The organism is Nonomuraea typhae (assembly GCF_009760925.1).
GTDB classification, from domain to species: domain Bacteria; phylum Actinomycetota; class Actinomycetes; order Streptosporangiales; family Streptosporangiaceae; genus Nonomuraea; species Nonomuraea typhae.
The window spans coordinates 37,403-56,373 of sequence record NZ_VRLV01000017.1; the positions used below are offsets into that span (position 1 = coordinate 37,403).

An 18,971-nucleotide genomic window follows, 5' to 3' on the forward strand; every position below is an offset into this window, starting at 1 on the left:
TGTCCCCTTCAGTACGCACGGAATACGTCCCCTTCAGTACGCACGGACCGCCACGATGTGCGCCGATGGCGCGCCGTTCGAGCTGTCCACCAGGATTCTGAGCCCTTCTGCCACGACCGGCTCGTCCAGGGGGTGCACGAGCCGCCGCCGCCGGTTCTCCCGCACCTCGGCCACCTGCCGCCACTCCCCATCGGCCAGCACCTCGACCCGGTAGTCCCGGACCAGGGTGGGGATGACCTCGAACGGCGTGCGATGGTGATGCAGGTTGATCAGGTCCTCGTTGACGTCGTCATCGGCGATGACCTCAACGCGCCCCACCACCACCGGCGCGGGCCAGCGCACCTCCAGCGCGGCTGGCAGCGTGGCCGAGACCCACATGTGCGGCCCGGCGTAGGGCCGCTGGTACCCGTCGAGCGCCTTCCCGGGCGCGAACGCCGCCGTCTCCCCGGTCTCCAGGCAGAAGGTACGGCGCAGCAGCCCCTTGTCACTCCACTCCCGGAGCGGCTGGGGGGACTCGTCCTGCGGCCGGAGCGGCACCCGGGTGAAACAGAGCACCCCGGGGACCGCCTGGTCGGCCACGTGCAGCGAGATCGCCGGGTTGGCCCTGACCAGGACGAAGGCGTTGCGAGCCGACGAAGGCCGCCAGTCCAGCCCCAGGTCGGCCCACTGCTTCTCCCCGGCCGCCAGCGCGATCTCGCGGGTGGCGACCAGCGAGCGCGGCACGTAGTTCTGCCCGAGCACCGGATCGTGCACCTCGACGGTCAGCACGGTGTCGGCGGCCGCGTCCACCAGCAACCGGACCCCGCCGAGCACGGGGTCCACGGGCAGCACGATCCCGGCGTCGGCCGTCAGCGGCCACCGGTCGTGCGGCGTGTCGGCCAGGAGCCGGGTCAGCGTGCTTGACGCCGTGGCGGCAGCCGTACCGCAGAGGTCGGCCGGGTCCCGGTAGGGCAGGCCGATCACCGAGGCGTCCTCGCGCAGCAGCGTGCGCTGGAGCTCGGCCACCGGCAGGTCCCGCGGGCGGGCGCCGGTGGCGACGCAGAGCGCGGCGGCGGTCCCGGCCGCCTGGCCGAGCGTGGCGCAGGTGGCCATGACGCGGGTGGAGCCGAAGGCGACGTGCGAGGCGGAGATGTTGCGCCCGGCCATGAGCAGGTTGGGGACGTTGACCGAGTACAGCGAGCGGTAGGGGATGTGGTAGATCCCGTCGGCGTAGCGCTGCTTGGCCCCGGCCTCGGTCGCGTACATGCCCTGGGGCGGGTGCAGGTCGATGGACCAGCCGCCGAAGGCGACCCGGTCCTCGAACGGCGTCTGGCCGAGCACGTCGTGCTGGGTGAGCACGTGGTCGCCGAGGAAGCGGCGGTACTCCCGCTTGCCCGGCAGCGCGCCCGCCCACTCGAGGGTCATGGTGTCGGCGGCGAACTTCCCGGAGTTCTTGATGTAGTCCCAGATGCCGTAGATGACCGACCACAGCTCGTCGCGGATGCGGTCGTTGTCGTGCACGGTGTCGAGCTCGCCGCCGAACTCGATCCACCAATAGGCGCAGCCGTTGTCGCCGGCCTTGATGATGCGGCGTTCGGGGATGGAGGTCTGGGTGATGTCCTTGGCGAACGAGGGCGGGACGTACCGGACGGGCTCGCCGGCGTCCTTGGTGTAGAACAGCAGCGTGCTGCCGAGCGTGATGTCGTCGGGGACCGGCGGCGCCCACGGCTCGCCGTACTCCTCGAAGCCCTCGCGCCCGATGCGGTGCCGCGCGCCGGCGAGGTGGCCGATCAGGCCGTCGCCGGTGCAGTCGAGGAAGTACGGCGAGGCGAAGGTGATCTCGCGCTCGGAGCCCATCATCCAGCCGGTGACCGACTCGATGCCGCCGGAGCCGGCCTGGACGGAGCGGACGTCGGTGTTGAGGAACAGGGAGATGTTCGGCTCGCTCCGGACGGCGTCGAGGACGGTGGTGTCCCAGAAGTAGGGGTTGCCCTGCGGGTTGCGGTACTGGTTCTCGACGAACAGCTCGCCCATGATGCCGCCCTCGCGGGCGTGGTGGTTCTTGCCGTGGCCGGTGGCGCCGCAGACCCAGACGCGGACCTCGCTGCTGGAGTTGCCGCCGAGCACGGGGCGGTTGTTGACCAGGGCGACCGTGCGGCCGAGGCGGGCGGCGGCGATGGCGGCGCACGTTCCGGCCAGGCCGCCACCGATCACCGTGATGTCATGCTTTGTCGTTTCTTGTCGCATTACTTCAATCCGTAGTAGATCCGGGGCGCGCCGTCCAGGGTGAGCCGGGCCTTGCCGCCCTTCACCGGGATCGACGTCTCGCGGCCGACGCAGTCCACGACCCGCACGCTCGATCCCTTGGCGGGCAGCGCGATCTGCGTCTTCGTGAGCCAGGTGTCCACCCATGCCTCCTTGTGCGGATACCACTGCTCGGGGCCGTGGTCGGCGTTGAGGATGTAGCCGTCCTTCCGGGTCCACACGATGGCGAACGTGTCGAACTGCAGGCCCTTGACGTCCGGGTCGGCGAAGGTCATCCAGCGCAGGAACGTGGCGCCCTCCAGCGTCCTGGTGGCGGTGGCGAAGGCCAGCAGCGCCGCCTTCACGCTGGTGTCGCGGTTCATCAGGCCGAAGTGGTATTCGGGGTTGTCCGGATCGGCCTCCTGCGGGTGGTGGATGGTGCTGTCGTGGGGCTGGTACCAGTTCACCCCGTCCACGCCCTCCGACACCGCCAGGGCCAGCGTGAGCAGCACGTTCTCGGCCGCCTGCCGGTGGTTGTCGTTCCACCAGCGGTTGGGCCGGGTGCAGGCGTACGCCTCGGTCAGCCAGAGTTCCTTGCCGCCGCCGTGCAGGTCCACGGTCCTGCGGGCCTCGCGCAGCGCGCCGAGGAAGTTCCAGTACGTCCCGTTCTCGCCCTGCTGCCACTCCGAGGGCGGCGGCGCGTAGTCCGGGGTGAAGTTGCCGCGCCCCGGGTGGAAGGCGAAGACGTCGATCATGGGCCAGCCGCCGGCCTTGTGGAAGTTGGCGGTCCAGTTGACGTCCATGCCGCCGAGGCCGCAGTTCATGAGCTTGATGCCGGAGCCGTTGAGCCGGTCGTAGATGGGCTTGAGGCCGTCGCGCACGTACTCGGCGGCCTTCTGCCCGGACATCCACGGCTGGTTGAGCTCGTTGGCCACCTCGAAGTAGCGGGCGCCGGAGGCGCGGACGATCGCGGACTTCTCCTCGGCCCAGGCGGCGATCTGCGCCGGGGCGCCGTTGAAGATGACGCCGCCGAGCTGCACGTTGTGGGGGATGCCGAGCGCGTCGAGCTCGGCGGGCGACAGTCCGGGGGCGCCGTCGTAGGCGATGCGCACCGACTTGACGCCGATCTTCCGCATCAACTGCCCGACCGCCGCCTTGTCCGGCACGAGCATCCAGGTGTAGTTGGCGATGCCGAAGCGGCCCTCGGCCTGGTAGGCATGGGACTTGAGCGTGGCCAGGTTGGTCCGCGCGAACGCCTCGTCGCTCCCGGAGACCACCGTGACCTCGGTGAACACGATGCCCTGCGGCGCGCCGCGCACGGTGAACGCCTCGTCCCAGACCGCGCCGGGCGCGAGCGTGCGGGTCAGCGTGCCGCCGCACACCTTCCGCCCGTCGAAGTCGCGGGCCCACCACGTCAGCGTCACCGGTCTCTGTACGGCGGCGCCGTTCACGACCTGCGTCTTCAGCGTCATCTGCGCGCCGCTGTCGTAGAGGCCGAACGGCTGATCGCTCCACACGTCCACGCTGAGCGGCTTGCCGGCGCCGAGCGCGTTGGCGGCGGCCGGGCGCATCGCCCCCAGCACCAGCTCGGCCTCGGTCGCGCCGTCGGCGCCGGCGGGCGCGTGGATCCAGGTGGCGTTGGTGAACCCGACCGTGGTCTTGGCCAGCCGGAAGTACGCCTGCGTGTCGCTCCACGTCTCCTGGTAGAGCGCGCCGTCGTTGACCTCGTACGGCACGCCGCCCCTGGGATCGCGGGTCCAGCGGGTGGCGGGCACGTACCGCTCGGGCGCCGAGGGGGCCAGGACGGACCGGGCGAACATGTACCCGGTCGGCGTCAGGGTCGCGCTGCCGGAGACCTCCCAGCGCAGCTTGGCCCGGCGGGCGGCGACGGTGAAGATCCCGCGCACCTTGACCGCCTGGGCCGAGGCGGACATGACGTAGTCGACCTGGATGGCCTGCTGCCCGTCCACGGTGACCAGGGACGGCGTGCCGCCGAAGGTGCGCTGCTGCCCCAGGACGCTGTCCTTGATCATGAAGTGGGTGAGCCTGACCCGGTCGGCGGTGTCCCGGATGACGATCGAGCCGTCGGCCTCGGCGGCCAGCGTGATGCCGTCGGCGGAGATGGTGAGGGGCGCCGCCGCCGAAGCAGCGGTCGCGGGGAGGGCGGCGGCCAGGGAGAGGGCGGGAGCCGCCGCGGCGGCCTGGATGACGATACGGCGTGAAATTTCGGGCATTGGGGGGTGCCTTTCGCGAGCGAGGTGTCAGCCCTTGACGCCGGTGAAGCCCAGACCGGCGACGATGTACTTCTGAAAGACCAGGAAGATCAGCACCGGCGGCGCCAGTGCCATCGCCATGGCGGCGATCAGCTCGTCCTGCGGCGCCTGCTCGGCCAGGTTGGCCAGCGCGACGCTGATCGGCTGCTTGTCCGGATCGGTGAGGGCCACGAGGGGCCAGATGAAGTCCTTCCAGCTGTGCATGACGGCCAGGAGGCTGATGACGGCGACGATCGGCCGGCTCATCGGCAGCACGATCCTGGTCAGCAACTGCCAGGTGGTCGCGCCGTCGATGCGCGCCGCGGCGAACAACTCGGCCGGCAACGCGTCGAAGAACCGCTTGGCCAGCAGCACGTTGAACGCGTTCGCCCCGGCCGGCAGCCAGATCGACCAGTAGGTGTCCACCATGCCGAGGTCGATGACGGTCATGAACAGGCTGACCATCGAGACCGTGTAGGGCACGAACATCGTGGCCAGGATCGCCCCGTAGACCCAGCGCCCGAACCACGGCCGCAGCACCGACAGCGCGAACCCCGCGGTCACCGCCACGACGAGCTGCACCGCCCACGCCCCGCCGACCACCTGCACGGTGTTGAGCAGGTAGCCGCCGACGCCGAGGTCGGCCCAGGCCAGGGCGAAGTTCTCCGGCCGGGGGTCGGCCGGCCACAGCGCCAGCGGCCGGGCGATCAGGTCGGCCGAGGGCGAGACCGCGCCCTTGACCGTCATGTACAACGGCCCGATCCCGATGGCCACCAGGAAGGCCAGCGTCGCCCACTGGATCGAGCGCAGCGCCGCCCGTACGGCGGGCCGCCGCTCCTCGACCGGCGAGATCATCATGAGGCGCTCCAGCTCCGGGTGGCCCGCAGGTAGACGGCCGACAGGATGCCGAGCACGACCGCCAGCAGCAGCGACAACGCCGCGGCCTGGCCGTACGCGCCGTCCTGGAAGGCGTAGCGGAAGATCAGCAGCAGCACGGTCAGCGTGGCGTTCTCCGGGCCGCCGCCGGTGAAGACGTACGGCTCGGTGAAGACCTGCATCGTGTTGATGAGCTGCATGAGCAGCAGCAGCCCGATGACCGGGCGCAGCTGCGGCAGCGTGATGTGCCAGATGCGCTGAAGGATGGTGGCCCCGTCCATCTGCGCGGCCTCGTACAACTCCGAGGGGATGCCGACGATGGCCGCCAGGTAGATGAGCACCGCCCCGCCCATGCCCGCCCACGTGGACTGCAGCACCAGGCTGAGCATCGCGCTGTCGGGGGAGTCCAGCCACGGGAAGGGGCCCAGGCCGGCCAGGCCCAGCAGCTCGTTGAACAGCCCGTGCCCGGGGTCGTAGAACCACTTCCACAACAGGATCGCCACCACCGGCGGCACCACCACCGGCAGGTAGACCAGGAACCGGTAGGCGCCGGCGGCCCGCCGTACCGTGGACATGACGGTGGCCAGCACCAGCGGCGCGGGGAAGCCGATGACCAGGGCCAGCCCGACGAACAGCAGCGTGTTGCCGATCGCGGTGCCGAGCAGCGGGTCGGCGAAGAGCGCGGTGAAGTTCTCCAGGCCGACCCACCGCGCGGGGTCGACCAGGTTGGTGTCCTGGAAGCTGATCAGCAGGCCCCGCACGATCGGCCACCACGAGAAGGCGCCGAAGACGAGCAGCGCGGGGATCAGGAAGACCAGCGCGGTGAGGGCGTTCTTGCGGGTCATCGTCGCGCGGCGGCGAGCTTGGCGTTCACGTCGGTCTCCGCCTTGGCCAGCAGGGCGTCCACGTCGGCGTCCGCGTCGGTGAGCACGGCCTGGACGACGGTGTCGAGCACGGCGTAGACCTGCTGGGCCTGCGCGGGCGGCTCGGGCCGGAGCGTGAGCGCGGGCGTGCCCTCCAGCCAGGGCTTGAAATGCTCCAGCTTGACGTTCACGTACGGCTTGATCGCCGCGTCGATCTTGGCCTGCTGGGCGGCGTCGAACATCGGCAGCGTGGGCACGCCCACCGCGGACTTCGGATCGGCGGCCAGTTGCCTGGCACGCTCGGCGGCGGCCGTCGCGTCGTAGGCGGGCTGGGCGTAGGCGAACAGCAGCCACTTGACCGCGGCGGCGGCCTTCTCCTTGCTCACCGACCTGGGCACCAGGTAGACGTCGCCGCCGGTCAGCGTGGCGTTGCCGCCGGCCTGGGGGAGGGGGCCGATGCCGAACGCGTCGGTGTTCTCCATGCCGTAGGTCATCTTGGCCAGCCGATAGGTGCCCGGCGTGCCCATGTACATCCCGATCTCGCCGGCGGCGAAGCGCTTGATCACGTCGTTCTGGTCGTTGAGCTGGTTGCTGCCCATCGAGTCGTCGCTCCAGCGCATCTCCTTGAGCAGGGTCAGCGCCTTCTTCGCCGGCTCGGCGTTGAACGCGGCCACGTATCCGCCGCCGCCCTCCTTCTCGATCTCGCCGCCGTGGGTGTAGGTGAGCATGGTGAGCTGCCAGCCGCCCTGGTTGTTCTTCGACTCGTGGACGAATCCGGCCTTGCCCGTCTTCTCGCTGATCTTCTTGGCGGCCGTTCTCACCTCGTCCCAGGTGGCCGGCGGCTTGCCGGGGTCTAGTCCGGCCTTGGTGAACAGCTCCCGGTTGTAGACCAGGCCCTGCGCGAAGGGCGCCTGCGGCACGCCGTACACCTGGCCGGAGGCGTCGCTCAGCGGCTGCAGGACCTGCGGGTTGAACTCCTTGTAGTGCGCCCATTTGCCGAGCTCGCCGGTCAGCGGCTGCACCTGCTTGCGCGCGATGAGCCCCTGCGGCTCGGTCAGCGGGACCTTGATGACCTCCTCGGCCCGCCCGCCGGCGAGCCTGGCCGAGAACGTCAGCGGGTCGAAGACGGTCGTCGAGCCCTCGACCTGGATGCCGGGGTTCTGCCGCTCGAAGTCCGCGACCATCTTCTTGAACTGCTCCAGGCCGGGCTGGTCCGTCGCGGGCGGCATGCCCTGGACGCGGATCACGACCGTGCCGTCTCCGGCCTCGGACGATCCGCACGCCGCGAGCGCCGTCGTCAGTACGGCACAGCCGAGGAGGGCGGCGGTGTGTTTCATGGTGACTCCCGCTATCGGGCTCTTTCGGGCATGGGGGATAGAGGTACGGCGCCGCCGTACCTTGGCCGGAGGGGTGGTCAGCGCGGGGCGGGGCCCGTGGACGCGCGGGGGATCAGGCGGGAGCCGATCTCGACGACCCGGCCCCCGCCCTTGCCCGCGATCGTGTCGATGAGCAGGTCGGCGGCCTGGGTGGCGATCTCGTCGGCGGAGATCCTGATCGTGGTGAGGGACGGGGTGGAGGTGGCGGCCAGCAGCGTGTCGTCGATGCCGATCACGCTGACGTCGCCGGGGACCTTCACGTCGAGCTTGGCGAGCTGGTGCAGCACGCCGAGGGCGACCAGGTCGTTGTGGGCGAGCACGGCGGTGGCCTCGCCGGCGGCCACCAGGGTCGCCGCGTGCACGCCGGTCTCGAAGCGGGGCTCGTAGGGGCCGAGCTCGGCCAGGGCCAGCTCGTGCGCCTCGAACGACTCTCTTATCGACTTGCCGCGGCTCAACTCGGGTCGCGAGCCGTTGACGAACACGCAGCGGGTGTGGCCGTATGCCTTGAGGTGCTCGGCGGCCTGGGAGATGCCGGCCGACAGCGAGACGCGCAGTTCGGGGATGCCCTCGAGGTGCCGGTTGACCAGCACCAGCGGGATCTCCTCCGCCAGTTCGCGCAGCCGCTGCTCGCCCAGCGTGGAGGCCCACAGGACCATGCCGTCCACCCGCTTGGAGACGGCGGCGATGGTCTCGATCTCGTCGAACTCCCGCTCGTCGGTGTCGGCGGCCAGGATCGTGTACCCCTGGCGCCGGGCCCTGGCCTGCATGGCCTTGAAGATCGGCGGGAAGAACGGGTTGCCTATGTCGGGGATGATCAGCCCGAGCGAGCCGGTCCGGCCGCCGCGCAGGGAGCGGGCGGCGGGGTTGGGGGCGTAGCCGAGCTTGGCGGCCGTGTCGAGGATGCGCTGCAGGGTCTGCGGCTGCACCTGGTCGGGCGCGGTGAAGGCGCGCGAGACGGTCGAGACGGAGACGCCGGCGGCGCTCGCCACGTCCTTGATGGTTACCGCCACTCCGGCCTCCCGTGTCGTTGGTACGCAGGATGCTCGCAAACGTTACCGGAATCCGTCAAGGGTGATAAATCCAGATCTTTTCTTCGTTGCGATGAGATGTCATGATGCGGTGCTGAGAGTTGCGGGAACGTTTTCATGGGAGCTGGATGTGAAGATCACCGGTTGGGAAGTGCTGACCCTGCCCGACCACGGCGACAGCATGATGCTGCTGGTCCTGGATACCGACGAGGGCCTGCACGGCATCGGCGAAGTGGGCATCCGCTCCCGCCAGAAGGCCGTCGCCGGCGCCCTCGACCACCTCGGCGACCTGCTGATCGGCGAGGACCCCCACCGGATCGAGCACCTGTGGCAGGTCATGTTCCGGCGCGGGTTCTTCCCCGCCGACCGCTTCGTCAGCGCCGCCATCGCCGCCGTGGACGTGGCGCTCTGGGACATCAAAGGCAAAGCCCTCGGCGTCCCCGTCTACGACCTGCTCGGCGGCCGGGTCCGCGACCACGTGCCCGCCTACGTCCACCTGGGCGACGACTACCACGAGCGCGAGCGCTTCCTGGACAAGGCCCGCGCCCTGGCCGCCGAGGGCTGGGGACACCTGCGCTTCGCCGTACCCCACGCACCGGACGGGACACTCGACCAGCGGGCCTCCATGCGGGCCGGAATCGAGCTGTTCCACCAGGTCAGGGCGGCCGTCGGGGACGAGGTCGAGCTCATCCTCGACATCCACACCCGGCTCGACCCGCCCGAGGCGCTCACCCTGTGCCGCGAGATCGAGGCGGCGCGGCCCTACTTCGTGGAGGACCCGCTGCGCAGCGAGGGCCTCGACGCCTACCGCATGCTCCGCTCCCGTACGGCGGCGCCGCTGGCGGCCGGGGAGCAGTTCGGCTCGAAGTGGGAGTTCCAGCGGCTGGTGGAGGCCGACCTCATCGACTACGCCCGGGTCGACGTGGGCGTCGCGGCCGGGCTGACCGAGGCCAAGAAGATCGCCGCCATGTGCGAGACCCACTACGTCAAGCTCGCCACCCACAACCCGCTGGGGCCCGTGACCGCGGCCTCCTCCCTGCACCTCAACCTCGCCTGCCCGAACGTGGCCGTCCAGGAGCACCAGGCCGAGCCGGAGCTGCCCGAGTTGTTCACCGTCCGCCCGGTCATCCGGGCGGGGCGCGTGGAGGTGTCCGACCTGCCGGGAATCGGGGTGGACATCGATCGGGAGGCGGCCAGGCGCTACCGGGCGGTCGCCGCGGAACGGCCACATCTGCGCAGCCCGGACGGTGCTTTCACCAACTGGTGACCGGGGCGGGGCCGATGGGCGGGAGAATGGGGCCGTGCATGCAGACATCTCCCGCCCCGTCGTCGTGCTCGGCTCCACCGGCTCGATCGGCACCCAGGCGCTCGACGTGATCGCGGCCAACCCGGCGAGCTTCCAGGTGGTCGCGCTGGCGGCCGGCGGCGGCCGGGCCGAGCTGCTGGCCGGGCAGGCCGCCCGCTTCGGCGCCGAGGCGGTCGCGGTCGCCGACGCGGCAGCCGTACCCGCGCTGAAGGAGGCGCTGGCGGCCCGCGGCGCACGGCCGGAGGTGCTCGCCGGGCCCGAAGGCGTCGCCGAGGCGGCCACCTGGACGCCCGGGACCGCGCCCGGCCCGGCTGGATCCGCCACCGCGAGTCTGCCGGGCGCCGCGTGGGTGGAAGGGGCCTCGCCGCTGGTGCTCAACGGGATCACCGGGGCGCTCGGGCTGACCTCCACACTGGCCGCCCTGGACGCCGGGCGCACGCTCGCGCTGGCCAACAAGGAATCGCTGATCATCGGCGGCCCGCTGGTCAAGCGGCGGGCCAAGCCCGGGCAGATCCTGCCGGTCGACTCCGAGCACTCCGCGCTGCAGCAGTCGCTGTGGGCGTCCGGGCCGGGCGGCTACGACCCCGACGCCGTCCGCAAGCTCATCGTCACCGCCTCCGGCGGGCCCTTCCGCGGCAAGCGGCGCGCGGAGCTGACCGATGTCACCCCCGAGATGGCCCTGGCGCACCCGACCTGGTCGATGGGCCCGGTCATCACGATCAACTCCGCGACCCTGGTCAACAAGGGCCTGGAGGTCATCGAGGCGCACCTGCTGTTCGACATCGGCTTCGACCGCATCGAGGTCGTCGTCCACCCGCAGTCGATCGTCCACTCCATGGTCGAGTACGTCGACGGCTCGACCATGTGCCAGGCCAGCCCGCCCGACATGCGCCTGCCGATCGCCCTGGCACTCGGCCACCCCCGCCGCATCGCCGGCGCGGCCCGCCCCATCGACTGGAGCACCGCCTGCACCTGGACGTTCGAGCCGCTGGACAACGACGCCTTCCCCAGCGTCGAACTGGCCCGCCACGTCGGCGCCGAGGGCGGCACCGCCCCGGCCGTCTACAACGCCGCCAACGAGGTCTGCGTGGACGCGTTCATGCGCGGCGCCCTGCCCTTCCTCGCCATCGTCGACACCGTCGCGAACGTGGTCGCCGAGCACCAGGTCACCCCGGCCGAATCGGTGGAAGAGGTACTCGCGGCCGACGCCTGGGCCCGAGCGCGTGCCGGTGAGCTCACCGGCGTTGCCTAAACTGTTATCCGTGACTTCTGTAGCACTCGGCATTCCGACGGTCCGTCCGAAGCCGCTCGCCCGACGCCGGCACTCCCGCCAGATCATGGTCGGCAGTGTGCCGGTGGGCGGCGACGCGCCGGTGTCCGTGCAGTCGATGACGACCACGGTCACCGCCGACATCAACGCCACTCTCCAGCAGATCGCCGAGCTGACCGCCTCCGGTTGCCAGATCGTCCGTGTCGCGGTGCCGTCCCAGGACGACGCCGAAGCGCTGCCCATCATCGCGAAGAAGTCGCAGATCCCGGTCATCGCCGACATCCACTTCCAGCCGAAGTACGTCTTCGCCGCCATCGACGCCGGGTGCGCGGCGGTGCGGGTCAACCCCGGCAACATCAAGAAGTTCGACGACAAGGTGGGCGAGATCGCCCGCGCCGCCGCCGGCGCGGGGGTGCCGATCCGCATCGGCGTCAACGCCGGCTCGCTCGACCCCCGCCTGCTGCAGAAGTACGGCAAGGCCACCCCCGAAGCGCTGGTGGAGTCCGCGCTGTGGGAGTGCTCGCTGTTCGAGGAGCACGGCTTCCGCGACATCAAGATCTCGGTCAAGCACAACGACCCGGTCGTGATGATCAACGCCTACCGGCTGCTGGCCCAGCAGTGCGACTACCCGCTCCACCTGGGCGTCACCGAGGCCGGGCCGGCCTTCCAGGGCACCGTCAAGTCGGCGGTCGCCTTCGGCGCCCTGCTGGCCGAGGGCATCGGCGACACCATCCGCGTCTCGCTGTCGGCCCCGCCCGTCGAGGAGGTCAAGGTCGGCACCCAGATCCTGGAGTCGCTCGGGCTGCGCGAGCGCGGCCTGGAGATCGTCTCCTGCCCGTCGTGCGGACGGGCCCAGGTGGACGTCTACACGCTGGCCGAGCAGGTGCAGGCCGGTCTCGAGGGCATGAAGGTGCCGTTGCGCGTGGCCGTCATGGGCTGCGTCGTCAACGGCCCGGGCGAGGCCCGCGAGGCCGACCTCGGCGTGGCCTCCGGCAACGGCAAGGGGCAGATCTTCGTCAAGGGCGAGGTCATCAAGACCGTGCCCGAGTCGCAGATCGTGGAGACCCTCATCGAGGAGGCCCTGCGCATCGCCGAGGAGATGGGCGTCGAGATCGACCTGGACGACGAGGACGCGCCGGGCCCCCAGGTCACGGTCGGCTGACCCTCACTCGTTGAGCCAGCCCCACACCACCTCGGGCGTCATCGGCGTCCGGTTGACCCGCTCGGCGATCTCGGGCAGGGCCGCGGCGACCGCGTTGGCGATCGCCGCGGGCGGCCCGATCGTGCCCGACTCCCCGGCGCCCTTCATGCCGCCGGGCGTGATGGGCGAGGGCGTGCTCTGCATGACCACGGTGATGTCGGGCACCTCGCGTACCGTCGGCGGCAGGTAGTCCAGCGTGGGCTGTCCCTCGGCCGAGTAGACGATCTCCTCGCTCAAGGCCATGCCGATGCTCTGGGCGATGCCGCCGACCTGCTGTCCTTCCACGATCGCCGGGTTCACGACCACGCCCGAGTCGGCCACGGCCCAGTAGCGCTCCACCTCGACCTTCCCGGTCTCCGGGTCCACGGCGACGGCGGCGGCGTGCGCGGCGTAGGCGTAGGTGCTGTCGGGCGGATCGTAGGTGGCCCGCTCCTCCAGGCCGGGCGAGTAGCCCTCGGGCAGGTCCCAGCCGCGCCAGGCCGAGGTGGCGATCTCCTTGAGCGTCAGCGCCGCCCGGGGATCGCCCTTGACCCCGACCTCCTGCCCCCGCAGCTCGAGGTCCTCCGGCGCCACCTCCAGCCGGTGCGCCGCCAGCGCGAACACCTTCTCCCGCAGCCGGTCGGCCGCCCGCGCCAGCGCGCCGCCGCCGACCACCAGCGAACGGCTGGCGATCGAGCCGACCCCCGAGTACGGCGCGCTGGCCGTGTCGCCCAGCAGCACGCGCACGCTGTCCAGCGGCACCCCGGTCCGCTCGGCGGCGATCTGCGCCAGCGTCGTCTCGATCCCCTGGCCGATCACGGCCACGCCCGAGTGCACGACCACCGAGGCGTCCGGCTCCATGCGCACGATCGCGCTCTCGAAGCCGCCCACCAGCATGCCCATCTGGCGCATCGCCTCCGACGGCCCGAGCCCGGTGCCCTCGACCTGGCAGGAGAACCCGATCCCGCGCCGCCTGCCGTCGGCCGGCGCGACGGCGGCGGCCAGGTCCCGCACGGTCCGCAGCGCCCGCGGGTAGTCGCCGGAGTCGTAGACCGGCCCGGTGCGGCTGGCGTACGGCAGTTCCTCGGGGCCGATCAGGTTGCGCAGCCGCAGCTCGACCGGGTCCAGGCCGAGCCGCCTGGCCGCCTCGTCGATGAGCCGCTCCCGGGTCATCGCCGCCTCCGGCTGGCCGAAGCCCCGGTAGGAGCCGGTCGGCGTGGTGTTGGTCAGCGCGCCGCGCAGCCGGACCCCGGCCTGCGGGAACCGGTAGGGACCCGGCAGCATCGACGCGGTCACCGCGAACGGCGAGATGCCCACGTTCGACGGGTGCCCGCCGAGGTCGCCGAGCACGTCCGCGTACAGGGCCAGGAACCGGCCGTCCTCGTCCAGGGCCAGCCGGGCGCGGTGGCGTGCCGCCCGCGCCGGCAGCGTCGCCACCAGCTTGTCGCCCGGCGCCTCGCTCCAGGCCACCGGCCGCCCGAGCCGCATCGCCGCGACGCAGGCCAGCGTCTCGTCCGGATACAGGTGCTCCTTGCCGCCGAACCCGCCGCCGGTGTCGCCGGTCACCACCCGGATCCGGTCGATGGACAGGCCCAGCGCCTCCGCCAGGTGGTCGCGGGCCTGGTGCGGCGCCTGGGTGGTGGTCCACAGCGTGAGCTGCTCGCCGGTGTACTCGGCCACGACGCCGCGGGGTTCCATCGGGTACGGCGCGGCCCTGCCGTACCGGAAGGTCATCTCCACGACGTGGGCGGACTGGACGTCGGCGGCGCCGGCGTCGCCCAGGGTGAACTCGGTGATCACGCTGCCCTCTTCGACGTCCACGACGGGGGTGAGCTCGTCGAGGTCGAGGTCGAGGAGGTCGGCGGCGTCGCGGGCGGCCTCCGGGGTGAGGGCCACGATCATGGCCACCGGCTGGCCGACGTAGCGCAGGGTGTCGTCGAGCACGGGGTAGGAGGTCTGCTGCTGGCCGGGGGCGAGGGAGACGCAGGGCAGGGTGACGCCGGCCGTGTCCGCGGGGGTGATCACGTCGAGGACCCCGTCGCAGGCGCGCGCGGCCTTGACGTCGAGGCCCAGCAGGCGGCCGTGCGCGATCGGGCTTCTGACCACGAATCCGTAAACCATGCCGGGCAGGCGCACTGTGCCCACGAACCGTCCCCTGCCCGTCAGCAGCCGGGCGTCCTCGCGTCGTGGAGCTCTGGAACCGATCACCATGATCTGATTCTGGGGGCGTGACAAGTGGTAAGCAAGGAGTTACATCACGGTAAGACTTCTTCCATACGTACTGTAGTGGGGCGGTTGCACAAGGGAACATCGCTCTGCCGTACGAGTGGGAGTGGGGGGAGCAGCCGGGTGAAGCGGATTGTCGGGATTGTCGCCGCATTGGCGGTGCTGGCCGTGGGAACCGCCGGGACGGAGGGCGCGCTCGCCGCGCCCGCTCCGGTGCCACAGGCGCACGCGGGCCTCACATGGGGGCCGTGCGAGAAGGAAGCCTCCGCCGACGACGCCCTCGGCGGGGCGAAGGCGGGCGGGACCGCGCGGGCCGAGGCGCCCGCTCCCGCCGTCGAGTGCGCCATGGTCAGGGTGCCGCTCGACCACCGCGAGCCCATGGGCCAGACCATCAAGATCGCCCTCAACCGGGTGAAGGGCAGCGTCTCCCGCGACCACAACCACCTCGGCACCCTCCTGGTGAACCCGGGCGGACCCGGCGCCTCCGGGCGGGAGCTGACCAAGTACGTCGCCGCCGCGCTGCCGCCCAAGCTGGCCGCCCGCTACGACATCGTCGGGTTCGACCCGCGCGGCGTCGGCGCCAGCGAGCCCGCGCTGCGCTGCGTCGACGCGGCCGAGTTCTACAAGCCGCCGCGCGCCGACGCCGTGCCCCGCACCAAGGCCGACGAGCAACTGCTGCTCGACCGCGCCCGCACCTACGCCGAGCGGTGCGGCAACCTGTGGGCCTGGATGCTGCCGCACATGAACACCGAGAACGCCGCCCGCGACATCGACCGCATCCGCGCCGAGCTCGGCGAGCGGCAGATCAGCTACCTCGGCTACTCCTACGGCACCTACCTCGGCGCCGCCTACGCCACGCTCTTCCCCGAGCGGGTCAAGCGCCTGGTGCTCGACAGCAGCGTGGACCCCAAGGCCGTCTGGTACGAGGCCAACCTGGCCCAGGACCGCTCCTTCGACCGGCGCCACCGCGACTTCCTGACCTGGGCGGCGGAGAACAACAAGGTCTACAAGCTCGGCCGGACCGTCAAGCAGACCTCCTTCGCCTGGTACCAGATGCGCTCGCGGCTGCGTGAGCGGCCCGCCGGAGGCGTCGTGGGACCGAGCGAGCTCGACGACACCTTCGCCGTCGGCGGCTACACCGACGCGGTCTGGCCCGCCCTGGCCCAGGCGTGGTCCCGGTACGTCCGCAAGGGCGAGGTGGAGCAACTGGTCAACGCCTACAAGCAGCACGGCGCGCGCGAGGCCGACGACGAGAACGGCTACGCCGTCTACCTGAGCGTGCAGTGCCGTGACGCCGCCTGGCCGCTGGACTGGGCGGACTGGCGCAAGGACATGACCGAGCTGCACCGCAGGGCGCCGTTCATGACCTGGCCGAACGCCTGGTACAACGCGCCGTGCGCCTTCTGGTCGGTGCCCGGGGGCACGCCGGTCAAGCTCCAGGGGTCGAGGGACCTGCCGCCGATCCTCATGGTGCAGTCCAAGGGCGACGCGGCCACGCCGTACGTCGGGAGCCTGAACATGCGCCGCCTGTTCCCGACGTCCCGGATGCTCGTCGAGTCCGGCGGCAACCACGGCGTCTCGCTGGCCGGGAACCGGTGCGTGGACCGGGCGCTGGCCGACTACCTGACCGACGGCACTTTGCCCCGTCCGGGAGCCGCCTGCCCTGCTTTGCCGTCACCTCGCCCGGCTGCCCGGATGTCGTCGGGTTTGCCGCAGAGCCACGAAAGGCTCACCGAGGTCATCGGCAGATGAGCCATTCGGGGGGCCTTCGCGTAGTCTGACCGTGTGATGCTGCGTACAACGGCGTCGCGCGTGCTCGATGACAGCGATCGCGATGAGGTGCTCGACCTGCTCGACACCGATCCGGTCGCCAACGTCTTCGTCGCCTCCCGGGTGCGGACCGTCGGGCTCAATCCGGCGCGGCTGGGTGGTCAGATGTGGGGCTTCGGGCCGCGTGGCGGTCTCGTCTCGCTCTGTTACGCCGGGGCCAACCTGGTCCCGGTGAACGCCGGTCCCGAGGCCGTGCACGCCTTCGCCGACCGCGCCCGCAAGCAGGGGCGCCGGTGCTCGTCGATCGTGGGCCCCCAGGAGGCGGTGTCGCTGCTGTGGGAACGCCTCGAGCCTCACTGGGGGCGGGCGCGCGCCATCCGCTGGGCGCAGCCGGTCATGGCCACCGCGCAGCGCCCGTCCGTCCCTCCGGATCCGCTGGTACGGCGGGTCCGCCCGGACCAGTTCGACCGGCTGCTGCCCGCCTGCGTGGCGATGTTCACCGAAGAGGTGGGGGTCTCGCCCAACGTCGGTGACGGGGGCGCCCTGTACCGCACCCGGGTGGCCGAGCTGATCCGGATCGGGCGCTCCTATGCCCGCATCGACGACGGGCGCGTGGTCTTCAAGGCGGAGATCGGGGCCGTGACGCCGCAGGCGTGCCAGATCCAGGGCGTCTGGGTGGATCCCCACCTGCGGGGGCGCGGGCACGCGGCGGCCGGGATGGCCGCCGTGGTGGAGGCCGCGCTGCAGTACTTCGCCCCGGTGGTGACGCTGTACGTGAACGACTTCAACCACACGGCCAGGTCGGTGTACCGGAAGGTCGGTTTCCACGAGGTTGACACCTTCATGTCGGTACTTTTCTAGACATGCAGGCTTATTTTTGGTTTGACCCGACATGTCCGTATACGTGGCTGACGTCGCGGTGGCTCGTCGAGGCGGCGGCCGTCCGGCCGATCTCCATCACGTGGCGGCTGCTGAGCCTGTCGGCGCTCAACGAGCACCTGGACGTGGACCCGGAGGGGGACACCGAGGGCCACCTCTGGCTGCCCGCGCGCGTGTGCGCGGCCGTGGAACTCGCGCACGGCTCCGAAGCGCTGCGCCGGTTCTACGAGCGGCTGCACGAGCTGGACGACTGGGACTGGGACTGGGCGAAGGCGTTGGAGGCGGCCGGGCTGCCCGCCGCGCTGGCCGCCGCTGCGGATTCGACCGAGTTCGACGACCATCTGCGCGCCTCGACCGCCGAGGGCGTGGCCAAGGTGGGCAGCCACGTGGGCACTCCGATCATCGCCGTCGAGAACGGCCCCGCCTGGTTCGGGCCCGTCATCTCCCAGGTCCCGGCGGGCGAGGCCGCCGGCGCCCTGTGGGACGCCACCGTGGTGGTAGCCGGGACGCCCGGCTTCCACGAGCTCAAGGGCGGCCCGCACGCCCTGTGAAGCCCGCGCTCTCAAGGGCGGCCCGCCTGCCCGGTGAAGCCCGCGCTCAGCCGGGTTTGCGGGCGTAGTCGTCCAGGCCCCGGCCGAGGAGGGCGAAGGCGCGCTCGCCGTACCGCCTGACGTCCTCGGCCAGGGCGGGCAGGCGCTCGCCGGCCAGGACGCGGGCGCGGGTGAGGTCGACCATCGCGCGGTGGACGCCGACGAGCGCCCCTGCGGCCACGCGGGCGGTGACCTCCTCGCCACCCTCGCCGGCGATGGCCGCGGCGAGGTTCACGCTCAGGCGGGTGAACGCCTGCGCCTCGCGGGCCTGCAGGGAGGCGCTGCCGGAGATCACGCGGTGCAGGGTGCGGGCCCGGGACAGTGCCTCCTCGTCGCCTTGGGCGATGGCGTCCAGGAGTCCCCCGGCGCCGAGGAGAAAACGGCGGACGGCGGCGATCACGGGTTCCCCGGCCGGGCGCTCCTCGACCGCGGCGACCAGGCGGGCGCCGAACTCGTCCAGGCCGGAGTAGAAGAGGTCCTCCTTGGTCGCGAAGTAGTTGAAGACCGTCGCTGGGCCCACCTGGGCCTCGCGGGCGATCTCGGTCACCGTCACGCGGTCGAAGCCCCGCTCGGCGAACAGGCGCCAGGCCGCCTCGGCGATCTGCCGCCGGGTCAGCTCCTTCTTGCGCTCGCGCAGGCCCACGCTTGCCCCTTGCCTAAATCTTAGAGTTACTCTAAACACATAGTAGCTATAAGTTTAGTCGAGCAGGCAGAACATGTCCGCAGACGTTCTGGAACTGGTGCACCGCTGGGCCGGCGCCGAGGCGGCCAACGACCCCGAGGCGCTCGACGGGCTCCTGGCCGACGGCTTCGTCGGCGTCGGGCCCCTCGGGTTCGTGCTCACCCGGGAGCAGTGGCTGCTCCGCTTCGGCAACGGGCTGGTCAACCGGTCCGTCGCGGTCGAGGAGCCGCAGGTGCACGAGCACGGCCCGGCGGCCGTGGTCGTGGGGGTCGACGCCCAGGAGACCTCCTTCGGGGGGACCGACAACTCGGGGCGGTTCCGGCTCACGCTCACCGCGGTCCGCCAGGGCGACGGGTGGCGAGTGGCCAGCGTCCACCTCGGACCGCTGACGGCGCGGCCATGAGGGCGGCGGCGCCGTACATCCTTCGGGGTAAGTGTAAGGGTGTAGGT

The 18,971-nt window shown here is 71.4% G+C and carries 15 protein-coding genes; 7 read left to right on the forward strand and 8 right to left on the reverse strand.

Translation table 11 applies throughout. The features are described from left to right. Positions 1 to 33: 33 nt before the first annotated feature. The 6 genes from FVE25_RS43620 to FVE25_RS43645 all read right to left on the reverse strand — a co-directional run bounded on the left by FVE25_RS43620 (position 34) and on the right by FVE25_RS43645 (position 8,600). The gene (locus FVE25_RS43620; protein ID WP_219825918.1) at positions 34 to 2,193 is read right to left on the reverse strand and encodes an FAD-dependent oxidoreductase; all 2,160 of its coding nucleotides are present in this window, start codon (positions 2,191 to 2,193) and stop codon (positions 34 to 36) included. Positions 2,194 to 2,225: 32 nt separating this feature from the next. Then, a complete protein-coding gene (locus FVE25_RS43625) occupies positions 2,226 to 4,457 on the reverse strand; it encodes a hypothetical protein (RefSeq protein WP_157253408.1) in 2,232 nt (743 codons plus the stop codon). 27 nt (positions 4,458 to 4,484) lie between these two features. Continuing rightward, positions 4,485 to 5,333: a carbohydrate ABC transporter permease gene (locus FVE25_RS43630; protein ID WP_157253409.1), complete on the reverse strand. Its 849-nt coding sequence runs from the start codon at positions 5,331 to 5,333 to the stop codon at positions 4,485 to 4,487. Beyond that, positions 5,330 to 6,196 (reverse strand): carbohydrate ABC transporter permease, encoded by an 867-nt coding sequence (locus tag FVE25_RS43635; protein ID WP_157253410.1) that lies wholly within the window; start codon positions 6,194 to 6,196, stop codon positions 5,330 to 5,332. The genes FVE25_RS43630 and FVE25_RS43635 overlap by 4 nt, the downstream gene beginning before the upstream one ends. Beyond that, positions 6,193 to 7,551 carry an ABC transporter substrate-binding protein gene (locus FVE25_RS55740; RefSeq protein WP_157253411.1) on the reverse strand — a complete coding sequence of 453 codons (1,359 nt, stop codon included), beginning with the start codon at positions 7,549 to 7,551 and terminating at the stop codon, positions 6,193 to 6,195. The genes FVE25_RS43635 and FVE25_RS55740 overlap by 4 nt, the downstream gene beginning before the upstream one ends. 77 nt (positions 7,552 to 7,628) lie before the next feature. Then, positions 7,629 to 8,600 carry a LacI family DNA-binding transcriptional regulator gene (locus tag FVE25_RS43645; RefSeq protein WP_157253412.1) on the reverse strand — a complete coding sequence of 324 codons (972 nt, stop codon included), beginning with the start codon at positions 8,598 to 8,600 and terminating at the stop codon, positions 7,629 to 7,631. Positions 8,601 to 8,748: 148 nt separating this feature from the next. Here FVE25_RS43645 and FVE25_RS43650 point away from each other — a divergent pair, with 148 nt between their 5' ends. Genes FVE25_RS43650 through ispG form a run of 3 tightly spaced genes read left to right on the forward strand, consistent with a single transcriptional unit; the run spans position 8,749 to position 12,356 of the window. Then, positions 8,749 to 9,885, forward strand: coding sequence for a mandelate racemase/muconate lactonizing enzyme family protein (locus tag FVE25_RS43650; protein ID WP_181019904.1), 1,137 nt, complete (start codon positions 8,749 to 8,751; stop codon positions 9,883 to 9,885). A gap of 34 nt (positions 9,886 to 9,919) precedes the next feature. After that, positions 9,920 to 11,176 (forward strand): 1-deoxy-D-xylulose-5-phosphate reductoisomerase, encoded by a 1,257-nt coding sequence (gene dxr / locus FVE25_RS43655; protein WP_157253414.1) that lies wholly within the window; start codon positions 9,920 to 9,922, stop codon positions 11,174 to 11,176. Between the two features lie 10 nt (positions 11,177 to 11,186). Next, positions 11,187 to 12,356, forward strand: coding sequence for a flavodoxin-dependent (E)-4-hydroxy-3-methylbut-2-enyl-diphosphate synthase (gene ispG / locus FVE25_RS43660; protein ID WP_157253415.1), 1,170 nt, complete (start codon positions 11,187 to 11,189; stop codon positions 12,354 to 12,356). Positions 12,357 to 12,359: 3 nt separating this feature from the next. Here the strand turns inward: ispG and FVE25_RS43665 are convergent, their stop codons facing one another. Further along, on the reverse strand, positions 12,360 to 14,585 hold the full coding sequence (locus tag FVE25_RS43665; RefSeq protein WP_157253416.1) for a xanthine dehydrogenase family protein molybdopterin-binding subunit: 2,226 nt from the start codon (positions 14,583 to 14,585) through the stop codon (positions 12,360 to 12,362). A 138-nt stretch (positions 14,586 to 14,723) separates the two neighbouring features. Here FVE25_RS43665 and FVE25_RS43670 point away from each other — a divergent pair, with 138 nt between their 5' ends. Genes FVE25_RS43670 through FVE25_RS43680 form a run of 3 tightly spaced genes read left to right on the forward strand, consistent with a single transcriptional unit; the run spans position 14,724 to position 17,800 of the window. Next, the gene (locus tag FVE25_RS43670; protein WP_157253417.1) at positions 14,724 to 16,352 is read left to right on the forward strand and encodes an alpha/beta hydrolase; all 1,629 of its coding nucleotides are present in this window, start codon (positions 14,724 to 14,726) and stop codon (positions 16,350 to 16,352) included. A gap of 36 nt (positions 16,353 to 16,388) precedes the next feature. Then, on the forward strand, positions 16,389 to 17,231 hold the full coding sequence (locus FVE25_RS43675; RefSeq protein WP_157253594.1) for a GNAT family N-acetyltransferase: 843 nt from the start codon (positions 16,389 to 16,391) through the stop codon (positions 17,229 to 17,231). Between the two features lie 2 nt (positions 17,232 to 17,233). Further along, entirely contained in the window at positions 17,234 to 17,800 is a 567-nt protein-coding gene (locus FVE25_RS43680; protein ID WP_157253418.1) for a mycothiol-dependent nitroreductase Rv2466c family protein, read from the forward strand. Positions 17,801 to 17,846: 46 nt separating this feature from the next. Here FVE25_RS43680 and FVE25_RS43685 read toward each other — a convergent pair whose 3' ends face one another. Next, positions 17,847 to 18,482, reverse strand: coding sequence for a TetR/AcrR family transcriptional regulator (locus tag FVE25_RS43685; RefSeq protein ID WP_157253419.1), 636 nt, complete (start codon positions 18,480 to 18,482; stop codon positions 17,847 to 17,849). Positions 18,483 to 18,555: 73 nt separating this feature from the next. On the opposite strand from FVE25_RS43685, the gene FVE25_RS43690 reads away from it, so the two are divergent. Further along, the gene (locus FVE25_RS43690) at positions 18,556 to 18,924 is read left to right on the forward strand and encodes a nuclear transport factor 2 family protein (RefSeq protein ID WP_157253420.1); all 369 of its coding nucleotides are present in this window, start codon (positions 18,556 to 18,558) and stop codon (positions 18,922 to 18,924) included. Positions 18,925 to 18,971: the final 47 nt, after the last annotated feature.